This window comes from Enterobacter quasiroggenkampii (assembly GCF_043972695.1).
Lineage (GTDB): Bacteria > Pseudomonadota > Gammaproteobacteria > Enterobacterales > Enterobacteriaceae > Enterobacter > Enterobacter quasiroggenkampii.
Map to the genome: position 1 here is coordinate 2,766,375 of NZ_CP143745.1, position 17,723 is coordinate 2,784,097.

At 56.2% G+C, this 17,723-nt stretch carries 24 protein-coding genes; 18 read left to right on the forward strand and 6 right to left on the reverse strand.

The features are described from left to right. Window positions 1-19 precede the first annotated feature (19 nt). Entirely contained in the window at window positions 20-634 is a 615-nt protein-coding gene (locus tag V1572_RS13275; protein WP_395299197.1) for a TetR/AcrR family transcriptional regulator, read from the reverse strand. 132 nt (window positions 635-766) lie between these two features. Beyond that, a complete protein-coding gene (locus V1572_RS13280; protein ID WP_395299198.1) occupies window positions 767-1,678 on the reverse strand; it encodes a LysR family transcriptional regulator in 912 nt (303 codons plus the stop codon). A gap of 99 nt (window positions 1,679-1,777) precedes the next feature. Between V1572_RS13280 and V1572_RS13285 the strand changes: the two genes are divergently transcribed. From V1572_RS13285 to V1572_RS13295, 3 genes are all read left to right on the forward strand, one after another. Beyond that, window positions 1,778-2,893 carry an alkene reductase gene (locus V1572_RS13285; RefSeq protein ID WP_395299199.1) on the forward strand — a complete coding sequence of 372 codons (1,116 nt, stop codon included), beginning with the start codon at window positions 1,778-1,780 and terminating at the stop codon, window positions 2,891-2,893. Beyond that, window positions 2,890-3,609, forward strand: coding sequence for an SDR family oxidoreductase (locus V1572_RS13290; RefSeq protein ID WP_395299200.1), 720 nt, complete (start codon window positions 2,890-2,892; stop codon window positions 3,607-3,609). Before V1572_RS13285 ends, V1572_RS13290 begins: the two co-directional genes overlap by 4 nt. Window positions 3,610-3,674: 65 nt before the next feature. Next, window positions 3,675-4,214, forward strand: coding sequence for an ester cyclase (locus V1572_RS13295; protein ID WP_229225819.1), 540 nt, complete (start codon window positions 3,675-3,677; stop codon window positions 4,212-4,214). A gap of 39 nt (window positions 4,215-4,253) precedes the next feature. On the opposite strand, the gene V1572_RS13300 is transcribed toward V1572_RS13295, so the two are convergent. Continuing rightward, window positions 4,254-4,721 (reverse strand): nuclear transport factor 2 family protein, encoded by a 468-nt coding sequence (locus V1572_RS13300; protein WP_021241363.1) that lies wholly within the window; start codon window positions 4,719-4,721, stop codon window positions 4,254-4,256. A gap of 104 nt (window positions 4,722-4,825) precedes the next feature. On the opposite strand from V1572_RS13300, the gene V1572_RS13305 reads away from it, so the two are divergent. The 3 genes from V1572_RS13305 to V1572_RS13315 all read left to right on the forward strand — a co-directional run bounded on the left by V1572_RS13305 (window position 4,826) and on the right by V1572_RS13315 (window position 7,446). Then, window positions 4,826-5,410: a TetR/AcrR family transcriptional regulator gene (locus V1572_RS13305; protein WP_262749523.1), complete on the forward strand. Its 585-nt coding sequence runs from the start codon at window positions 4,826-4,828 to the stop codon at window positions 5,408-5,410. Window positions 5,411-5,491: 81 nt separating this feature from the next. Further along, window positions 5,492-6,499, forward strand: coding sequence for an AraC family transcriptional regulator ligand-binding domain-containing protein (locus V1572_RS13310; protein ID WP_395299201.1), 1,008 nt, complete (start codon window positions 5,492-5,494; stop codon window positions 6,497-6,499). A 116-nt stretch (window positions 6,500-6,615) separates the two neighbouring features. After that, complete coding sequence (locus V1572_RS13315) at window positions 6,616-7,446, forward strand: oxidoreductase (protein ID WP_047748967.1); 831 nt, start codon at window positions 6,616-6,618, stop codon at window positions 7,444-7,446. 45 nt (window positions 7,447-7,491) lie between these two features. On the opposite strand, the gene V1572_RS13320 is transcribed toward V1572_RS13315, so the two are convergent. Then, on the reverse strand, window positions 7,492-8,049 hold the full coding sequence (locus tag V1572_RS13320) for a histidine phosphatase family protein (RefSeq protein ID WP_223540441.1): 558 nt from the start codon (window positions 8,047-8,049) through the stop codon (window positions 7,492-7,494). A gap of 172 nt (window positions 8,050-8,221) precedes the next feature. Between V1572_RS13320 and V1572_RS13325 the strand changes: the two genes are divergently transcribed. Genes V1572_RS13325 through V1572_RS13340 form a run of 4 tightly spaced genes read left to right on the forward strand, consistent with a single transcriptional unit; the run spans window position 8,222 to window position 10,212 of the window. Further along, window positions 8,222-8,617, forward strand: a complete 396-nt coding sequence (locus tag V1572_RS13325) for a DoxX family protein (RefSeq protein WP_023292497.1) — start codon at window positions 8,222-8,224, stop codon at window positions 8,615-8,617. After that, window positions 8,614-9,246, forward strand: coding sequence for a TetR/AcrR family transcriptional regulator (locus V1572_RS13330; RefSeq protein WP_371897496.1), 633 nt, complete (start codon window positions 8,614-8,616; stop codon window positions 9,244-9,246). The genes V1572_RS13325 and V1572_RS13330 overlap by 4 nt, the downstream gene beginning before the upstream one ends. Before the next feature lie 30 nt (window positions 9,247-9,276). Next, entirely contained in the window at window positions 9,277-9,681 is a 405-nt protein-coding gene (locus V1572_RS13335) for a VOC family protein (RefSeq protein ID WP_395299202.1), read from the forward strand. A gap of 18 nt (window positions 9,682-9,699) precedes the next feature. Beyond that, entirely contained in the window at window positions 9,700-10,212 is a 513-nt protein-coding gene (locus V1572_RS13340; protein ID WP_395299203.1) for a GNAT family N-acetyltransferase, read from the forward strand. On the opposite strand, the gene V1572_RS13345 is transcribed toward V1572_RS13340, so the two are convergent. Beyond that, window positions 10,193-10,981, reverse strand: coding sequence for a hypothetical protein (locus V1572_RS13345; RefSeq protein WP_045910465.1), 789 nt, complete (start codon window positions 10,979-10,981; stop codon window positions 10,193-10,195). The genes V1572_RS13340 and V1572_RS13345 overlap by 20 nt on opposite strands. Before the next feature lies 1 nt (window position 10,982). Continuing rightward, window positions 10,983-11,180: a hypothetical protein gene (locus V1572_RS13350; RefSeq protein WP_008502331.1), complete on the reverse strand. Its 198-nt coding sequence runs from the start codon at window positions 11,178-11,180 to the stop codon at window positions 10,983-10,985. A gap of 261 nt (window positions 11,181-11,441) precedes the next feature. On the opposite strand from V1572_RS13350, the gene V1572_RS13355 reads away from it, so the two are divergent. Genes V1572_RS13355 through V1572_RS13390 form a run of 8 tightly spaced genes read left to right on the forward strand, consistent with a single transcriptional unit; the run spans window position 11,442 to window position 17,313 of the window. After that, window positions 11,442-11,876 (forward strand): nuclear transport factor 2 family protein, encoded by a 435-nt coding sequence (locus V1572_RS13355; RefSeq protein WP_045910466.1) that lies wholly within the window; start codon window positions 11,442-11,444, stop codon window positions 11,874-11,876. Then, window positions 11,873-12,592 (forward strand): SDR family NAD(P)-dependent oxidoreductase, encoded by a 720-nt coding sequence (locus V1572_RS13360; protein WP_167210484.1) that lies wholly within the window; start codon window positions 11,873-11,875, stop codon window positions 12,590-12,592. Before V1572_RS13355 ends, V1572_RS13360 begins: the two co-directional genes overlap by 4 nt. Then, entirely contained in the window at window positions 12,589-13,848 is a 1,260-nt protein-coding gene (locus V1572_RS13365; protein ID WP_395299204.1) for an NAD(P)/FAD-dependent oxidoreductase, read from the forward strand. The genes V1572_RS13360 and V1572_RS13365 overlap by 4 nt, the downstream gene beginning before the upstream one ends. A gap of 1 nt (window position 13,849) precedes the next feature. Then, window positions 13,850-14,572, forward strand: coding sequence for a DUF1365 domain-containing protein (locus V1572_RS13370; protein WP_395299205.1), 723 nt, complete (start codon window positions 13,850-13,852; stop codon window positions 14,570-14,572). Continuing rightward, window positions 14,569-15,789, forward strand: coding sequence for a class I SAM-dependent methyltransferase (locus V1572_RS13375; protein WP_395299206.1), 1,221 nt, complete (start codon window positions 14,569-14,571; stop codon window positions 15,787-15,789). The genes V1572_RS13370 and V1572_RS13375 overlap by 4 nt, the downstream gene beginning before the upstream one ends. Further along, entirely contained in the window at window positions 15,786-16,271 is a 486-nt protein-coding gene (locus V1572_RS13380; RefSeq protein ID WP_069719274.1) for a DUF2878 domain-containing protein, read from the forward strand. Before V1572_RS13375 ends, V1572_RS13380 begins: the two co-directional genes overlap by 4 nt. Continuing rightward, the gene (locus V1572_RS13385; protein WP_048030580.1) at window positions 16,268-16,789 is read left to right on the forward strand and encodes a hypothetical protein; all 522 of its coding nucleotides are present in this window, start codon (window positions 16,268-16,270) and stop codon (window positions 16,787-16,789) included. Before V1572_RS13380 ends, V1572_RS13385 begins: the two co-directional genes overlap by 4 nt. Continuing rightward, window positions 16,786-17,313 (forward strand): DUF3833 domain-containing protein, encoded by a 528-nt coding sequence (locus V1572_RS13390; RefSeq protein WP_395299207.1) that lies wholly within the window; start codon window positions 16,786-16,788, stop codon window positions 17,311-17,313. Before V1572_RS13385 ends, V1572_RS13390 begins: the two co-directional genes overlap by 4 nt. Window positions 17,314-17,723: the final 410 nt, after the last annotated feature.

Sequence of the window (17,723 nt, forward strand, 5' to 3'; positions counted from 1 at the left end):
TAATGTCAATGGTCACTAATTAGGTGGCCAGGCTTCTTAATATCAGTGAGGAGAGAAGCACCGCGGCAGCGGGGGCCATTTCAAGGTTGTACTGCAGCTGAACGGGGTTGATAAAAGGACACATCACCATGTGGATGGCCTGAGTGACCTCATCCAGCGGCGTTTTTCTTTCAAACTCTCCGGCCTGCCTGCCTTCAATAATGATGCTCTCAATCAGCTTCATCAGGCTTTCAGCATACCGTTCAGTCGACGGCCACTGCTCGCGTGCGGCGACGGCGGCGATGTCGTAAAGCTTGCGATCGTGGAAAAACAGCTCGCTTCCTGCCTCGGTAAGCGCTTTGAAAAGCCGGCGTAATTTTTCGCTTGCTGACGGTGCACCCTCAAGGGCGGAAAGCACTGCCGCCATGATCAGCTCCAGGCGGTTAGCGCAGATCACCTCGCCGATAGCCTGCTTGGAATCGAAGAACTTATAAATGTAGGACTTTGAAAAACCGATCGATTTCGCCAGCTCGGCGACGGTGGTTTTTTCATAGCCGTAGTGACCGAAGTGCTCAAAAGCCGCTTCGACGATTTGCTCTCTGACAGAGTGGTCAAGCGGACCACGTATTGATGGGGCGTTCATAGTTTTAGTCATTATGTAAGCTTAGCGTGACGGGCCAGGGTTGGCAACGAGTGACCATTTTGTACTTTGGTTACTATTGTGCTGTCTTACGTCGTAAAGACGGGACAATCGGCCAGGTGGAGTAAGTGTATCACTGTTTTTACGTTAATGTTTTTTAAGCCAGTCGAGAAAAAACTGACTGAACGCCGTAACCTGAAGCGGCTGCAGCTTGCGCTGCGGATAAACAAACTGCAGCCCGACATCTTTGCGATCGTAGCGGCTAAAGCCGGTGAAGCTGTCGGCAAACAGCACCGTGAGTCTTCCGGCCTCAACGTCGTCTTTGACGTCCCACCACGATTTCCCCGCGATGCCGGCCCCGCTGAGCGCCCACTGACGAAGCACTGCCCCGTCGTCGCACACCATGGCGGGCTCGACGCGCACAATGTTTTCCTCTCCCTCTTTTTCAAAACGCCATTCGTTCATCACCACGCCCTGAGACTCCAGCGCCAGGCAACGGTGTCGGGCTAAATCTGCAAACGTGTCGGGGATGCCGTGGTCGTTAAGATACTCCCCGGAGGCAACCAGCACCCGATGGTTCGGGCGGATGTTTCTGACGACAAGGCTGCTGTCCGGCAGGTTACCGAAACGCACGCTCATATCCAGCCGGTTAGCGACCAGATCCTCAACGTGTTCTTTTAGCGAGATGTAAAATTTTACGGCAGGATGGCGTCGGGAAAATTCAATGACGGCAGGGCTAAGATACTGTCTGCCAAAGTCCGAGGGAGAGGAAAGGCGAATGTTGCCGCTGAGCACGCCCTCTTTTTGCATCAGCAGCGATTCGGCGTGATGCACCTCTTCCAGCACGCGCAGCGCGGCGTGGTAAAACTCTTCGCCTGCGCGGGTCAGGGTGAGGGAGCGCGTGGAGCGATGAAACAGCCGCGTCTGGTAACGCTCCTCAATCGCCTTCAGCCTGGCCGTCATGGTGGCAGGGGAAAGCGACAGGCGTCGTCCGGCGGCGGAAAGACTTCCGGCCCTGGCGACTTCCACCAGTAAGGCCATGTCTTCGAGTTTACCCATTATTCATTTTTTCCGAAAAGTGCATCTATTTTTAGCGTAATTATCAAAATCAGATGCCGACTGTAAAGTGATTTCATCCAAACCATAAGGGATGAAAACATGAAACCTACCTCACTCTTTGAACGTTACAGGCTGGGTCAGTTAGAGCTGAAAAATCGTATCGTCATGGCGCCGATGACTCGCGCGCGCTCCCTTCAGCCGGGCAACATTCCCTCCGCGCTGATGGCCGAGTATTACCGGCAGCGGGCCAGCGCGGGGTTAATCATCACCGAAGCCACGCAGATCTCGCCTCAGGGTCAGGGATACTCCTGGACGCCCGGCATCCATTCGCCGGAGCAGGTTTCAGGATGGCAGCTCACGACGGGGGCCGTGCATCAGGCGGGCGGCGTCATTTTTTCTCAGCTCTGGCACGTTGGGCGAATGTCGCACGCCAGTTTTCACCCGGACGGTCAGCCCGTCGCCCCGTCAGCGCTGGCCCCGGACGCGCAGGTGTGGGTGGTGAATGAGCGTGGTGAAGGCGAGATGGTTGACTGCCCGCAGCCGAGAACGCTCTCACGCAAGGACATTCAGAACATCGTCGCGGACTATCGCCAGGCCGCTTTGAATGCCGTCCAGGCCGGATTTGATGGTGTGGAGATACACGGTGGAAACGGCTATCTGATCGACCAGTTCCTGCGCCAAACCTCCAACAAACGCACGGACGAGTACGGCGGCACGCTGGCGAACCGGATCCGCTTCGCCCAGGAAGTGTTAAGCGCGATTGCCGAAGCCATTGGTCACGACCGTACGGGCATCCGTCTTTCGCCGTTTATTACCCAGCGCGGGATGAACGACCCGCAGGTCTCTGAAGCCATACTCGCGCTTGCGGCCTGGTGCGAACAAAAAGGGATTGCGTTCATCCACCTGGCGGAAGCCGACTGGGACGACGCGCCGCAGATACCCGAGCGTTTCCGTCAATCCCTTCGCGAGACCTTCAGCGGAATGCTGATCGTCGCGGGCAACTATGACCTTGCCAAAGCCGAAGAAATTCTGGCGGCGGGCTATGCCGATTTGATTGCCTTCGGACGACCGTTTATTGCCAACCCGGACTTACCTCACCGGCTGGCGCACCGCTTGCCGCTGGCCCAGGTGCGCGACCCCGCCACGCTGTTTGGCGGCACCGCCACGGGATATACCGATTACCCAACGTACACCCTGGAGGAGGAAACGTTATGACCCGTAAAACCTTAATTATCGGCGGCGCTTCCGGCATCGGTTTCGCCGTGGGCACTCTGCTTGCCGGGCGCGGCGAGGAGATTATGCTTGCTGGGCGCGACAGCGCAAAACTGGACGCGGCACGGCAACGACTGAGCGCTCATGCCGCGTCTGTTAGCACCCTCGTGCTGGATATCAGCCGTGAGGCAGAGCTTGTTGCGCTCAGTGAAACGCTGGGCGAGGTTAATAATATTGTCGTCACTGCGGGCTCACAGGCGCCGGGCGGGCTGCTTTCCGGGCTGGATCTCCGTGCGGCAAGAGTGGCCTTTGATACAAAATTTTGGGGAAGCCTCAATGTCGCCCGCTATCTCAGCGGGAACATCGCTCCCCGCGGTACGCTGACCTTCACCAGCGGCTTTGTGGCGCGCCGCACCGTGGCGGGCGCCATCGTAAAAACCACGATGAATACCGCCATTGAGGCCGCGACAAAAGTGCTGGCGAAGGAGCTTTCCCCGCTGCGCGTCAACGTCGTGAGTCCGGGGCTGACCGACACGGAAGCGTATGCGGGGATGGACGCCGCCGCGCGGGAAAAAATGCTCGCCGGCGCGGCGGATACCCTGCCAGCCAAAGCCTGGGGAAGGGCGGAGGACATCGCGCAAGGATATCTCTTCGCCATGGACAATCCCTTTGTCACGGGGTCGGTCATTGATATTGAGGGCGGGGCGTTAATTAACTAAATCCCCACCGGTTTGAACCGCAGGAAATCGTCTGCGGGTAACGTAATACTCTGTTGAGAGACATCATGAAATATACGACGTGTTTTCGTCCAGCTGTGGCGATGCTTATTCTTGCCGCTCTGTCCGGCACCACATTTTCGGCGCAGCTGGAATGGCTTCAGCCGAAACAGCTTATTGTTGATAAGAGCTTGTCCCAGGCGCAATTAAGGGCGAATGAAGCCGTTGCCAGAGAATATGCAACGTTCTGGAATACGGGAGAAGAATCCCTGGCGCGTGATGCGCTGGCGGTGAATTTCAGCGATAAAACGCCCCCGGAAGGTCGTAAGCAGGGGCCTGAAGGCGCTATTTTAGCCTCCCGGGCGTTTCGTGCCGCCGTGCCGGACTTACGCTGTGACGTTGAGCAGATGATTATTTCAGGCACTCGCGTGGTTTCGCATTTGCATTTTTACGGCACATTCACCGGGACATTCGGCAAGCTGAAAGGAAAAGGGCAGAAAATAGATTTCATCGCTACGGATATTTATGAAGTCCGCGACGGTAAAATTGCGGCAAACTGGCATATTGAGGACAACCTGACGCTGATGAAACAGCTGGGCGCACTCTAAACCCATCACTCCGGGGCGCCCCGGAGTGATGTAGAAATCCTATAAGCCCAGATCGCTCAGCGACGGGTGATCGTCCGGGCGTCTGCCCAGCGGCCAGTGGAACAGTCGCTCGGATTCTTTTATCGGCATATCATTTACGCAGGCAAAACGACGCTTCATCAAGCCGTCCGGGTCGAATTCCCAGTTTTCGTTGCCGTACGAGCGGAACCAGTTTCCTGAATCATCATGCCATTCATAGGCATAGCGGACCGCGATGCGGTTATCCGTAAAGGCCCACAGCTCTTTAATCAGACGATAATCCAGCTCTTTTTTCCATTTCCGCTCCAGAAACGCCCGGGCCTCTTCACGGTTGGTGGCGAACTCTGCGCGGTTGCGCCATTGGGTATCCAGCGTATAGGCCAACGCGACTTTCGCCGGGTCGCGACTGTTCCAGCCATCTTCTGCCAGCCTGACTTTTTCGATGGCGCTTTCACGGGTGAAGGGCGGTAAAGGAGGACGTGTGTTCATGGCGGTTACCTCAGTGTGATTTTATGTAGACAGGTCTGTCTACTTGGGGTAATCTATGCCTGAAAAATAACGCTGTCAACACCCTTTTTGAGGCTGTCGAAAAAATGAAAACCGAACACGCAGGCAACGAAACAAAAATTAGCGTCCGGGATAAAATATTACTCACGGCGCACGATCTGTTTTATTCCACGGGCTTCAGGGCGACGGGGGTTGATACGCTGATTAAAGAGGCGAAAGTGACGAAGGTGACGTTTTATCGCCATTTTCCGAGCAAAAGTTTACTTATTCTCGCCTATTTGCACTATCGGCATGAAATATGGATTAACTGGTTTGAATCCACGCTGCGCCGACATCTCGATGACGGCGAAATACCTGCTGATGCGATTTCTGCAACGCTCTGTGAATGGTTTATTTCGCCCGAGTTCCACGGCTGTGCGTTTATTAATGCCAGCGCCGAAGCCAAATCCGAAGATATTGAAAGCGAAATAAAAGCGATATGCCGCGATCATAAAATCGAAACAAAGAATATTATTGCGTCGCTGACGACCATCGCGGATGAGCGCGTCGTCAATGAAATCATGTTGCTCATTGACGGCGCCATTATTCATGCGCAGATGGGCATGGAGACGGATGAGGTCATCACGTCGTTGAAGAGGGCACTAGAAGCAGCGTTTTTAGGGGGCAAATAATGTTTACACCTGAGACGACTGAAAAACGCCAGCAACACAACAACACTAAGCGTTGAATAACCTTCACACCGGAATGAGCAAATGGCCTATAACCGTACTTTCGCTCTCGATATAAGCTGGAAAACGCTGCTGAAAGACGCGGGGCTTGAGCCAGAACGCATCCTCCGCAGGGCAGGATTACCTGACGATCTCTTTTTACAAAAAGCGCGGGGACTCGATACGAATGAATACATTCGTTTCTGGAATGCGCTGGAGGCTGAAACGAACGATCCTGCCTTTCCCGTCCCGCTCATTGAGTTGATCTCTGCGGATGTGTTTGATCCGCCCCTTTTTGCCGCACTGTGTAGCAGCAATATGATGCAGGCTGTCCAGCGTCTGGCCAGATATAAACAGCTTATTGCTCCCATGGTTCTGGAGACAACGGTCGACCAAAACGGCAACCTTACCGTCTCACCGCGCTGGCTTTTTGCGACAACTATTCCGCCGTTTCTCCAGGTGGCAGAGTTGGGCTTCCTGCTCAAGCTTCTGCGACTGGGAACGCGCGAACCGGTTAACCCCTTACGGATCTGCGTTTCTGCGCTACCGTCATCGGTTCAGAACAGCCACTTTTCGCGTTTCTTTGGTACTGACGTGCAATACGGAGAACAGCCCGCCATCAGCTTTTCCGCAGCCGATGCGCTTCGACCCTTTTTAACGGTCAATGAGGGAATGTGGCAGGTATTTGAACCGGAACTGCAGCGTCGTCTCGGTCAGTTAAATGAACGGGCTTCAACCGCCGAGCGCGTACGAGCGGTACTCCTGGAGCTAGTTCCCGGTAACGAAGCGACTATTGAAAAAGCGGCTGAGCGTCTGGGGATGAGCAAACGCACGCTGCAGCGAAGGCTTGAGCAGGAAGGGGAAAACTTTCGCAACCTTGTCAACGCGTGTCGAGAACACCTGGCCCGTCATTATCTTCGCAATACGCGTCTTTCCGGGTATGAGATCGCGTTTTTGCTGGGTTTCGAAGATCCTAACTCATTCTATCGCGCATTTATGACCTGGACGGGCCAGACTCCTGAAGCGGCCAGGACAGCCATGCGTCTTGAGTAAACACGTGCGTATTTATCGCTCTGATGGCGCAGTTTGCGAGTCAAATGGCGCGATACGCTAGTTAACATGAGGTCAAAGGAGAGCAAACTAGCCACAGTCTACTCACCGAGGTATCTATGTTTACTCAGGACAAAAAAACTGCGCTGGTCACCGGTGCATCGTCAGGTATGGGCAAAGCCATCGCCCGTCGTCTTATTCAGGATGGCTATCAGGTTTACGCTGCTGCCCGTAGCGTTGAGAAAATGCACGATCTCGCCCAGCTTGGCGCGTACCCTCTGCGGATGGATATCTCACGTGATGAAGACATTGTGGTTGCCGTGAATACCATCATGTCGCAGACAGGTGGGGTTGACGTGCTGGTCAACAACGCGGGTTTTGGGCTCTATGGACCGGTAGAAGAGATCGGTATTGATGAAGCTCGCTATCAGTTTGAGGTTAACGTGTTTGGTGCGGCACGCCTTACGCAACTGCTGATCCCGGCCATGCGCGCCAGACGCAGCGGTTACATTATTAATATCACCTCTATGGGGGGTAAGATTTACACCCTTCTTGGAGCCTGGTATCACGCAACGAAACATGCGCTTGAGGGATGGTCTGACTGTCTGCGTCTTGAAGTGGCTGAATTTGGCATTAAGGTTGTGATTGTTGAACCGGGTTTAATCGAGACAGGCTTTGGTGATGTGGTCAGCGGCAATATAGTTAAACGTTCAGCAAATGGCCCTTACGCTCGCCTCGTGGAGAAAGTGGCTAAATCGGTCAAAAATGCATACGGGAATGGCAGAGGCAGCGACCCGAAGGTGATTGCGGACGTGGTTGCCCGCGCCGTTAAAAGCCCTCATCCGCGTACACGTTATGCAGCCGGCAAGTATGCAAAGATGCTCATCCGCATGCGTCTCTGGTTGGGAGACCGTCTGTTCGATCGCGTTATCCTTGGCCAGACGCTATGACCCAAGCGCCGAGGATGAAACAATCCTCGGTGTCAGTATGTGCTCTTACACAAGGCTGTAAACCCCCGCTCCCCAGTAACCGGTTACCGGGGAAGTCTGTTCTTTCCAGCCTGATGCGATCAGTTCCTTCGCAATAAACCGATTGATCATTCCGTGCCCCATGAGCAAGACGGGGCCGTCAGAGTCCTTCGCTACATTCACCAGGATTTCTGCCGCCTTAACGGCACGTTCTTTTGCGGCGCTTACGCGCTCTGACTCGCCAGACAGGCCGCAGAGCCAAAGAACGCGAAACAGCGCTGTCCAGTAAAAAGGCGATAGCCGTAACCCCGGAATACGGAACACCGGCAGCTCTGCTTCCCGGAAAACCTCATCGATTAAGCCCGGTTCACACCCCAGCGATTTCAATGATGAAAGGGCTCGCGGGAGAGGGCTGCTGAGAAACGTCAGCGCGCGGCACGCGAGGATTTGAGCCATCTCCGAAGGTCTGTCGCGGCCCGTTGAAGAGCGGTTATAGCTGTCGATCCATCCCACCATTTCCCTGTACGACACCTTTCCCGCGCCCCTGTATTCGGGTTCGCCGTGGCGCATCAAAATAATTTCCATATGTCTTCATCGCTCACCATCCATTCACCAGAGGCAGACTAGCGCGTTCTCACACTGATTTTCACCCACCCGTTTTGGTGTGTCAGGGCGTTGATCGCACTTATCAGACTTGTCGGTCTTTTAATTAATAAGTAGACTCACCAGTCTTTTAAATGATCAAAGAGATAATTCAGTGTCAAAAATCACGTCATCTATCACAACACTCTGTCTTTCAAGAATTTTACTGACCTTTTTCTTCTGGATGGCAGGCTTTTACGGGTTGTTCAACTTTGGAGAGATTGTGCTGGAAATGGTGGACGTGGGTCTCCCCTGGCCCGTCTTATTCGCGACAGGCACCATTCTCTGTCAGCTTGTAGGCTCTGCTCTGGTGATTTCGAATTTTGCGGGCTACGGATGGATTGGATCGGCAATGCTGATTGTGTTTACATTACTCACCATTCCGGTGGGGCATCCATTCTGGAAATTTAGCGAGCCCCAGCGCACCCAGGAGTTTCATATCGCGCTTGAACACATAACCGTTATCGGGGGGCTCATGATGAGCATGCTTTTGTCAGGTCGTAAACGATGAGAGAAAAGGTTCGGCAGAAAGGCCGCCCAAAAGATCCGTCAAAGGAGCAGTCGATACTGCAGGCCGCAAGAAGCCTGTTTCTCGAGAAAGGCCTCGATGTCACGACGGAAGAAATTGCCCGCGTTGCCGGGGTGGCAAAAGCCACGCTTTATGCCAATTTCGCGGATAAAGATCTGCTTGTTGAGGCCGTACTCCGTAAGGAATCGGATCTGACCATCAGTGACAGTGATTTTTCCGAGCGGCATCATCTGTCGTTGACCGAGGTCTTAACCGCGTTTGGCAACCGTTTTGTCCGCTTCATCAACCAGCGCGAGCTGACGGGCTGGGACCGCTTAATTGCCTCCGCCGCTATTCGTCATCCGGAGTTACCCGCGCGTTTTTATGCGGCAGGTCCCGGCAGGGCGCAGCAGATGCTGGAGACAATTATCGGTGAAGCCGTTGAAAAGGGCTTACTGATCGCGTGCTCCCCGCGCGAAGCGGCTGACGACCTGGCCGGGTTGTGGCTCGGGATGACAAGCCTTGAGATAAAGCTTGGCGCCAGAAAAAGCTTATCTGATGAAGAAATTGCTCGTCGGGTCACGCATGCGATCGCTGTTTTTATGTGCGCGTATTCTGTGGAAAAGCGCTGAGCATAACCATTTAGAGTAAAGGTAACGGAAATGAGAACACAGAAACGATGCCTCGGCTGCGTGGCTATTGTGGTTGATGACTACGATCGTGCCATTGAATACTACACCGACAAGCTGGGTTTTACCCTTGTAGAGGATACGCCCCAACCGGGAAAACGCTGGGTAGTCGTCTCACCCAACCTGGAAAGCGACTGCAATATTTTGCTGGCTCGTGCGTCTAACGAGAGGCAGGAAGGTTTTATCGGGAATCAATGCGGTGGCCGAGTTTTCCTGTTCCTTCAGACGGATGATTTTTGGCGCGATTACCATGCCATGAAAGCAAAAGGCGTTCATTTTTGTGAAGAACCTCGTGAGGAAGAGTACGGTATGGTGGTGGTGTTTGAAGATGTTTACGGCAACCGCTGGGACCTCTATCAACATGCCCAACGCGGGTGATGACCAGGGATACCTTCCATGACTCTTCGAATTCGACAGGCCAGCGGTGCCGATTCTGCGCTCGTATGCGAACTTGGATACCGCATATACCCCGCCCATTTTCAGCATCTGTGGGTATCCGACGCCGAGATGAAGGCCTTTCTGGACGGCGAGTACGCCGTTTCTGTACTTGAACAGAGCCTGATAGATAACACTGTGTCCTGGTATGTTGCAGAGACCGATCGGCCAGTGGGATTCATGAAAGTGACGTGGGACGCCATGCTTCCAGAAACAGACAAGAGGGGCGTTCTCCTCAACAAGCTCTACCTCGATCCTGCCGAAACCGGCAAGAACTATGGTCAGGACATGTTCAATAAAATTATCGACATGGCCCGGAGCAGGGGAAAGGACTATCTCTGGCTGGAAGTGCTTGAGCAGAACGCAGGAGCGTACCGGTTCTACCAGAAGCAGGGCATGCTCTGCATTAAGAACGTCCTTTTTGAAACAGCCTCACAGCAGAGCATACTCAGAATTATGGGGATGTCTCTTTAGGGCCAGGGCTCTCATCCCGCTGTGCCAGCGACAGCGCGCTGGCGCTGGCGGGATCGAACAGCGAGATGCTCTCAATCTGATTGAGTAAAATCACCTTGCGGAATGACATGGCGCTGCGGGGTTCCGAGTCGAGCGTAATGTCATGCTCGGCGTACCACCGGCTGTAATTATTCTCGATGCGCAGGTTCATCGTCTTCTCGTCCCGGTACCCGCTCAACATCGGGATCAGCACGATATTGGCCGTTTTTTCATATTCCAGCGTCGCGGTGTGGATCATACCCACGTATATCCGCCTCGAGCGGAGCGTGACCTGCGCCAGCTCGCCTTGCTCCATACATTGATAGAGCAGTTGCTCGATCCCGCTCGCCTGCGCAAGCCGTTTGTAGAGCTTTTTCCGACTCTCGCCATCCAGCCTGGCACTGCCTGCCCAGTTAGACCGGTAGAGACAAAACAGGATGGCAAACGCCAGCATTACCACCACCGGCGCCTGAATGCCTAAAAAACTCCAGTTCATAAAGTCGATTTGCCAGTCGGTGTATTTCGGTGAGGCAAAATGGAAAGCGTTGTTGGCGGCGGAAAGGCTAAGCAGCAGCAGCCAGAGTAACCCCGTGGCAATCACCCCTTGCAGAACGAAAATACAGCCGTAAAGCGCAACGAGAAAATAGACATCCCAACCGAAGGAACGCTTGATTTTAAAGCGGGTCGACAGGTCGCGGCTGGTGTACCAGTACCCGCAGACCATCAGCACCATAAATATCGCCGTTCCCATATCAGGCCCTCTTCAGCGCGTTAACGTGACGCAGAAAGTCCTGCCGCACCTCGTTGCTCTTGTAGTTCACCGAGGCGTTCCCGTCCTGGTCGATGATGATGCGGTCGCCATCTTCCACGGCTTCAATAATTTCCTGCTGACTCATCACCTGCAGTAAGGATTCCGGGCTTGAGAACAGGGAGAGAAAGAAACGTTTCATGTCAGGCATCCTTATGAATAAAAAGGATAAGCCTGGAAGATGACCGCTGAATTTGCCTTAAGGATAACCTGAAAGTGAGTGAAAGTCGGGTGGCGGCTATGCCTTACCCGGCCTACAAAAGCTTCAACCGAATGAGCTTTCAACTTATTGATATTTATGTGTAATAAAAAATAAATTCGCACAAACTTGGACAAATAACGTTAATTGTGTAAGTTTTAATTATGCGATTACGCCACGTTGTTTACAGCCAGGATGTGACCCATGAGCACTTTGCCCTCTGTCGTGAGTCGGTTTGTCGAGTACTACGCCGCACTGGATAGCCAGCCGCCGTCCGCGCTGGCGGGGCTTTATCATTCGAATGCCACGCTTATCGATCCCTTCGGTGAGCACAACGGTATTTTTGCGCTTCAGCGCTATTTCACCCATCTGCTGGCCAACGTCGAGAACTGCCGTTTTTCTATCGATCCGCCGCTGTGCAGCGGGAATCGATTTGTTGTCACCTGGGTGATGCACTGGTCGCATCCGCGCATTGCCGGAGGCGAACCGCTCGATCTGCCGGGGTGCTCGGTGGTGGAGACGGAAAACGATCTCATCACGCGCCAGCGGGACTACTACGATGCGGGAGAGATGATCTACGAACATCTTCCTCTGCTGGGCTGGGCGGTTCGCGGCGTGAAGCGGAGGGTGAAATCATGAAGACGGTGTTGATTACCGGCGCAAGCTCGGGGATTGGCGCCGGGCTGGCGAAATCCTTCTCTGCTGACGGCTACCATGTGATTGCCTGCGGGCGCGATCCGGCGCGTCTGGAAGCGCTGCATCAGACCTGTCCCAATCTCACCGTGCGCCTGTTCGATATGACGGACAGGGACGCCTGTCGCCAGGCGCTGACCGGCAGCTACGCCGACCTGATTATTCTCTGCGCGGGTACCTGCGAATACCTCGACGGTGGCGTGGTGGATGCGGCGCTGGTGGAGCGGGTCATGAACACCAATTTCCTTGGGCCGGTGAACTGCCTTGAGGCGCTACAATCGCAGCTGGTTGCCGGTAACCGTGTGGTGCTGGTGAGTTCGATGGCGCACTGGCTGCCTTTTCCCCGTGCAGAGGCCTACGGCGCGTCCAAAGCGGCGCTGAGCTGGTTTGCCGAGAGCCTGCGCCTGGACTGGGAGCCAAAAGGGATTGCCGTCACGGTTGTCTCTCCGGGCTTTGTCGATACGCCCCTGACGCAAAAAAACGATTTTGCCATGCCGGGCAGGGTGACCGTCGACGAGGCGGTCAAGGCGATCCGTATCGGACTGGCGGCCGGGAAAATGCACATCGCGTTTCCGTCCGGGTTTGGCTTCATTTTGCGGCTGCTCTCCGGGCTGCCTGCGTTTCTTCAGCGCACGCTGCTGCGCAGGATGGTGCGTTCATGAATATTGCGATTATCGGCAGCGGCATTGCCGGGCTGACCTGCGCCTGGCGGCTGGCCGGACACCATCAGGTGACCCTGTTTGAAGCGGGATCGACGCCGGGCGGCCATACCGCAACGGTTGACGTGACGACGCCACAGGGTACATACGCGATCGATACCGGGTTTATCGTCTACAACGACCGTACCTACCCGCGCTTTATGGGCCTGCTCAGCGAGCTGGGCATCAGCGGGCAAAAAACGCAGATGAGCTTTTCGGTGCACGACCCCGCGACGGGGTTTGAGTACAACGGCCACACGCTGACGTCGCTGTTTGCCCAGCGTCGAAACCTGGTGAATCCGGCATTCTGGCGGCTGCTGGGCGAGATCGTTCGCTTTAACCGCCTGGCAAAACAGGCGCTGGACGGGGAGGTGGATCCGAACGCCACGCTGCAGACGTTTCTGGACCAGCACGGCTTCACGCCGTTTTTTGCGCGCCACTACATTCTGCCGATGGGGGCCGCCATCTGGTCATCGTCGCTGCAGGAGATGACGCGCTTCCCGCTGCCGCTCTTTTTACGTTTCTTCCAAAACCACGGTCTGCTTGATATCACTCATCGCCCGCAGTGGTACGTGGTGCCGGGCGGCTCGCGGGAGTATATCCGCGCGATGCGGGACAAATTGGGGGATCGGCTGACGCTGCATCTCAATTCGCCGGTTCAGCGGGTGAGCCGCCACGAGCGCGGGGTCACGCTCCAGCTCGAAAACGGCAGCCATACCTTCGATCAGGTGATATTTGCCTGCCACTCCGCTCAGGCGCTGGCCATGCTTGACGACCCGACCACCGCAGAGCGCGAGGTGCTGGGCGATATCGGCTGGCAGCGCAACGAGGTTGTGTTGCACAGCGACCCGTGCTGGCTGCCGGTGCGGCCGCGCGCCTGGGCCAGCTGGAACTACCGCCTGAGCGAGCAGGCGCAGGCCAGCGCCTGTGTCACCTACAACATGAATATCCTGCAGGGGCTGCCTGCGGGCAGCCCGCTGTTCTGCGTCACCCTGAACCCGGACGCGCCGGTGGATGAGCGCTTCGTTCTGCAACGCTTCGTTTATGAACATCCACTGTTTAACCCGCAAAGCTGGCGGGCGCAGGCGCGGCGCGGCGAGATCAACGGCCACCGGCGGAGCTGGTTCTGCGGAGCCTACTGGTACAACGGTTTTCATGAGGACGGGGTGCGCAGCGCGCTGGACGTGGTCAATGCGATAGCGGCCGGGGAGGGGAACTGAGATGAACAGCTGCCTTTACCACGGCGTATTACGCCACCGCCGCCTGCAGCCGAAAACCCATGAATTTCGCTACAGCGTGTTTATGGCCTGGCTGGATCTCGATGAGCTGCCGCAGCTCGCGTCCGTCGGCGTGCGGCGCAATCGCTTTGCTGCCGCCTCTTTCCATGACGCGGACTATCCGCTCGGCACGCCGCTTAAAGAGAACGTGCTGAGCAGGCTGGAGAGCCTGACCGGGGAACGTCCTGACGGGCGGGTCATGCTCCTGACGCAGCTGCGCTATTTCGGGTTCCATTTCAATCCGGTCAACTTTTACTACTGCTATGACGGAAAGGGTACCCTGCGCTGGCTGCTGGCGGAGGTCCGCAACACGCCGTGGAACGAGCGTCATTATTACGCGGTCGACGGGCAACATGCCCAGCCCACGGAAAAAGCGTTTCACGTTTCCCCCTTCAACCCGATGGACATGATCTACCACTGGCGCTTCAACGACCCGGATAACACGCTGCATATGCACATTGAAAATCATCAGGAGGCGAAGGTGTTCGACGCCACGCTGGCGCTGCGCCGGGAGCCTCTGACGCGCCCCGCGCTGCGTTCGCTGCTCCTGCGTATCCCGCTTATGACCCTCAAAACCGTTTTCGCCATTTACTGGCAGGCGCTGCGCCTGTGGCTCAAGCGCGTGCCGCTGTATAACCATCCCGTCAGCAGGAGTGAACGCTCATGACCGATCCCGTCTTTGCGTTAGAACCCGATATCCCGCGCAACGTGCGCCTTGCGCGCTGGCTGCTTTTTCGTCTGTTAAGCGGTATCCGCGGCGGCTCGCTCACGCTGCGAGAAGGGGCGCAGACTTTTCATTTTGGTGAGTCAGCCTCCGCGCTGCATGCCGACGTGCAGATCCTCACGCCCGGCGTCTACTGGCGTGTCCTAACGGGCGGGAGCCTTGCCGCGGCAGAAGCCTGGATGGACGGCGAATGGGAAACTACGCACCTTACGCCGCTACTGGAACTTCTGGCGCTCAACGGCGAGGTGCTTGGCCGTCTGGAAAACGGGTTCCGCCTGTTCGGCAGACCGCTGGAGCGGCTACGCCACTGGACGCGACGAAACTCCCGCGCGCAGGCGCGTGAAAATATTGCCGCCCATTACGATCTGGGTAACACCTTCTATGCCCATTTTCTGGATAAGGATCTGCTCTATTCCAGCGCCTTGTTTACGGAGGACGAGCAGGATCTCACGGCGGCCCAGCAGGCCAAAATGGCACGTCTGTGCGAACAGCTGGCGCTGAAGCCGGGCGATCATCTGCTGGAAATTGGCACTGGCTGGGGAGCGATGGCGGAATACGCGGCCCGTCATTATGGCTGTCGGGTGACCACCACCACGCTATCGCAGGAGCAATACGTCTGGGCGACCGAACGAATTGCCCGCGCCGGACTGCAGGATCGGGTCGAGGTGCTGCTCTGCGACTATCGCGACCTCACCGGGCAGTACGACAAGCTGGTCTCGATAGAGATGATTGAAGCCGTCGGGCAGCGCTATCTGCCCACATTCTTCCGTACCTGCCAGGCGCGGCTGCGCCCGGGAGGACGCATGGCGATTCAGGCCATCACCATTCAGGACCAGCGCTATCGCGACTACAGCAAAAGCGTCGATTTTATCCAGCGCTACATTTTCCCCGGCGGTTTTCTGCCGAGCATCACCGCGATGAACGATCTGATGACGCGCCACACCGATTTCGTGGTGCGCAATCTGTTCGACATGGGGCCGGACTACGCCCGCACGCTGGCGCACTGGCGACAGCGCTTTGTCCACGCCTGGCAGGAGATTGAAAAGCTCGGCTTTGATGAGCGGTTTCGTCGCATGTGGCTGTACTACTTTGGCTACTGCGAAGCCGGGTTTAACGCCCGCACCATCAGTGTGGTGCAGCTGACCGCCGAGCGCGTATGAAACGATATCTTCAGGTCTTTCTGCTGGCCGTCGCGTTCGATCTTTACTGGGCGCTGGTGGTGCTCTTTCGCGAAAAGGGCCTGATTATCTGGCTCGCGCTGGCGATCCTGGCGTGCCTGCTCTTGCCGTCTGTATACCGTTTTTACGCCATCGGGCTGGCCGCGGCAGGCAGTTTGCTGGATACGCTCTGGGCGCTGACGGGACTGATAGCCTTCACGGGCGACTCCCTGATGCCGCTATGGATGGTGGCATTGTGGCTGATGTTCGCCACCGTCTGGACGCAGCTTACGCGCACCACCACGTTGCCCGGCTGGCTGCTGACCCTGCTGGCCGCCGTGGGTGGCCCGGTGGCGTACCTGATTGGCGAGCGGCTGGATGCCATCACATTTCTGGAGCCGACTTTTATCGTCGTCAGCTGGATGGCGCCGGGTTGGCTGGTGTTGATGCTGTTTTTCCACCTGCTGATGGGGAGACAAAAATGAGAGCTGCGATTTTGCTGCTTTGGCTGATCGCCATGCCTGCGGCCCAGGCCGCCGACTGGCTGGCGTGGCGTAAGGTGGGCGATGCCACGCTCACCTGGGGGCCGTTCACCGTCTATACCTCCCAGCTGCGTACGCCGGATGGGCGTTACGGTCGGGAGAACCAGGATCAGGCGCTGATAATTACCTATGCGCGCGACATCGATCGCGATGAGCTGGTCGAGGCGACCCGCGACCAGTGGCAGGCGCAGGGGATCCTTGCGCAGGAACCGCAAAGCGAAGCCTGGCTGCGGATGCTCCGGTCGCTGTGGCCCGATGTTCGACCGGGCTCACAGCTGGCGTTTGTCCTTGATGACCAGCAGGGGCAGTTCTGGTACCGCGATCCGACCCTTCAGAAAACCTTTATTCCCCTGGGACCACGCCAGTCAGAAGCGTTCAGTACCCGTTTTCTGGCCATCTGGCTGGCTCCCCGTACGCAATATCCTGAGCTGCGTCAGCAGTTAATCGGAGGCCAAAAATGAAACGTTTCCTGATGATGGTGCTGGCATTAACGATGCTGCTGGCGGGCTGTAGCACGGAGGTGACCGAATACCGCCACCAGCAGCCGCGGCTGGATATCTTCCACTTCTTCCAGGGCAAAACCGAAGCGTGGGGGATGGTGCAGGATCGCAGCGGCAAGCAGATCCGACGTTTTCACGTTGAGATTACCGGGGACGTTATCGGCGATACGCTGACCCTGAACGAGCACTTCGTTTACGACGACGGCGAGAAGCAACAGCGAGTCTGGCATATCCGGCGCCTGGGGAACGATCGCTACGAGGGCACGGCGGGGGATATCGAAGGGGTTGCGACTGGGCAGGCCGCAGGCAACGCCTTCAACTGGCATTACAGCATGAACGTGAAGGCCAACGGCAGTACCTGGCTACTGAACTTTGACGACTGGATGTACCTGCAGGATGAGAACCATCTGTTTAATAAAACCGAGATGAAGAAACTGGGCGTCACCGTCGCCACGGTGACGCTGTTCTTTACCCGTAAAGAGTGATGATACGAGCAGTGAACAATCCCCTCGCCCCTATGGGGAGAGGGTTAGGGTGAGGGGAACATACGGCTAAGGTGGTATTTCCGTTCACTTTATGTTCCTTGCTACTCTGTAACGACATGACCGGTGAACGTGCCAGGGTGGCTCAGTCGCCACCACCCTGGCGACCCGGGCTCCCGGCGGTAAATCGCCGCTTCGCGGTACCCTCAGCTTATTCCTTCAGGCTATCGGGTCGGGCATGAGCCTGCATCCCTGCAGGCCACGCCCTCTCGGCGCATCCCTGCGCCTCGCCCCGGCCTTACGGAAACGCTTCGGCGATTTACAGCCGGACCAGGGCATGGCTGCAAGTAATTGCTTCACTTTAAAAAAACTTAATCGCTTTCGGTAAAAATTTTCTGGGGAGCCCTCAGTCC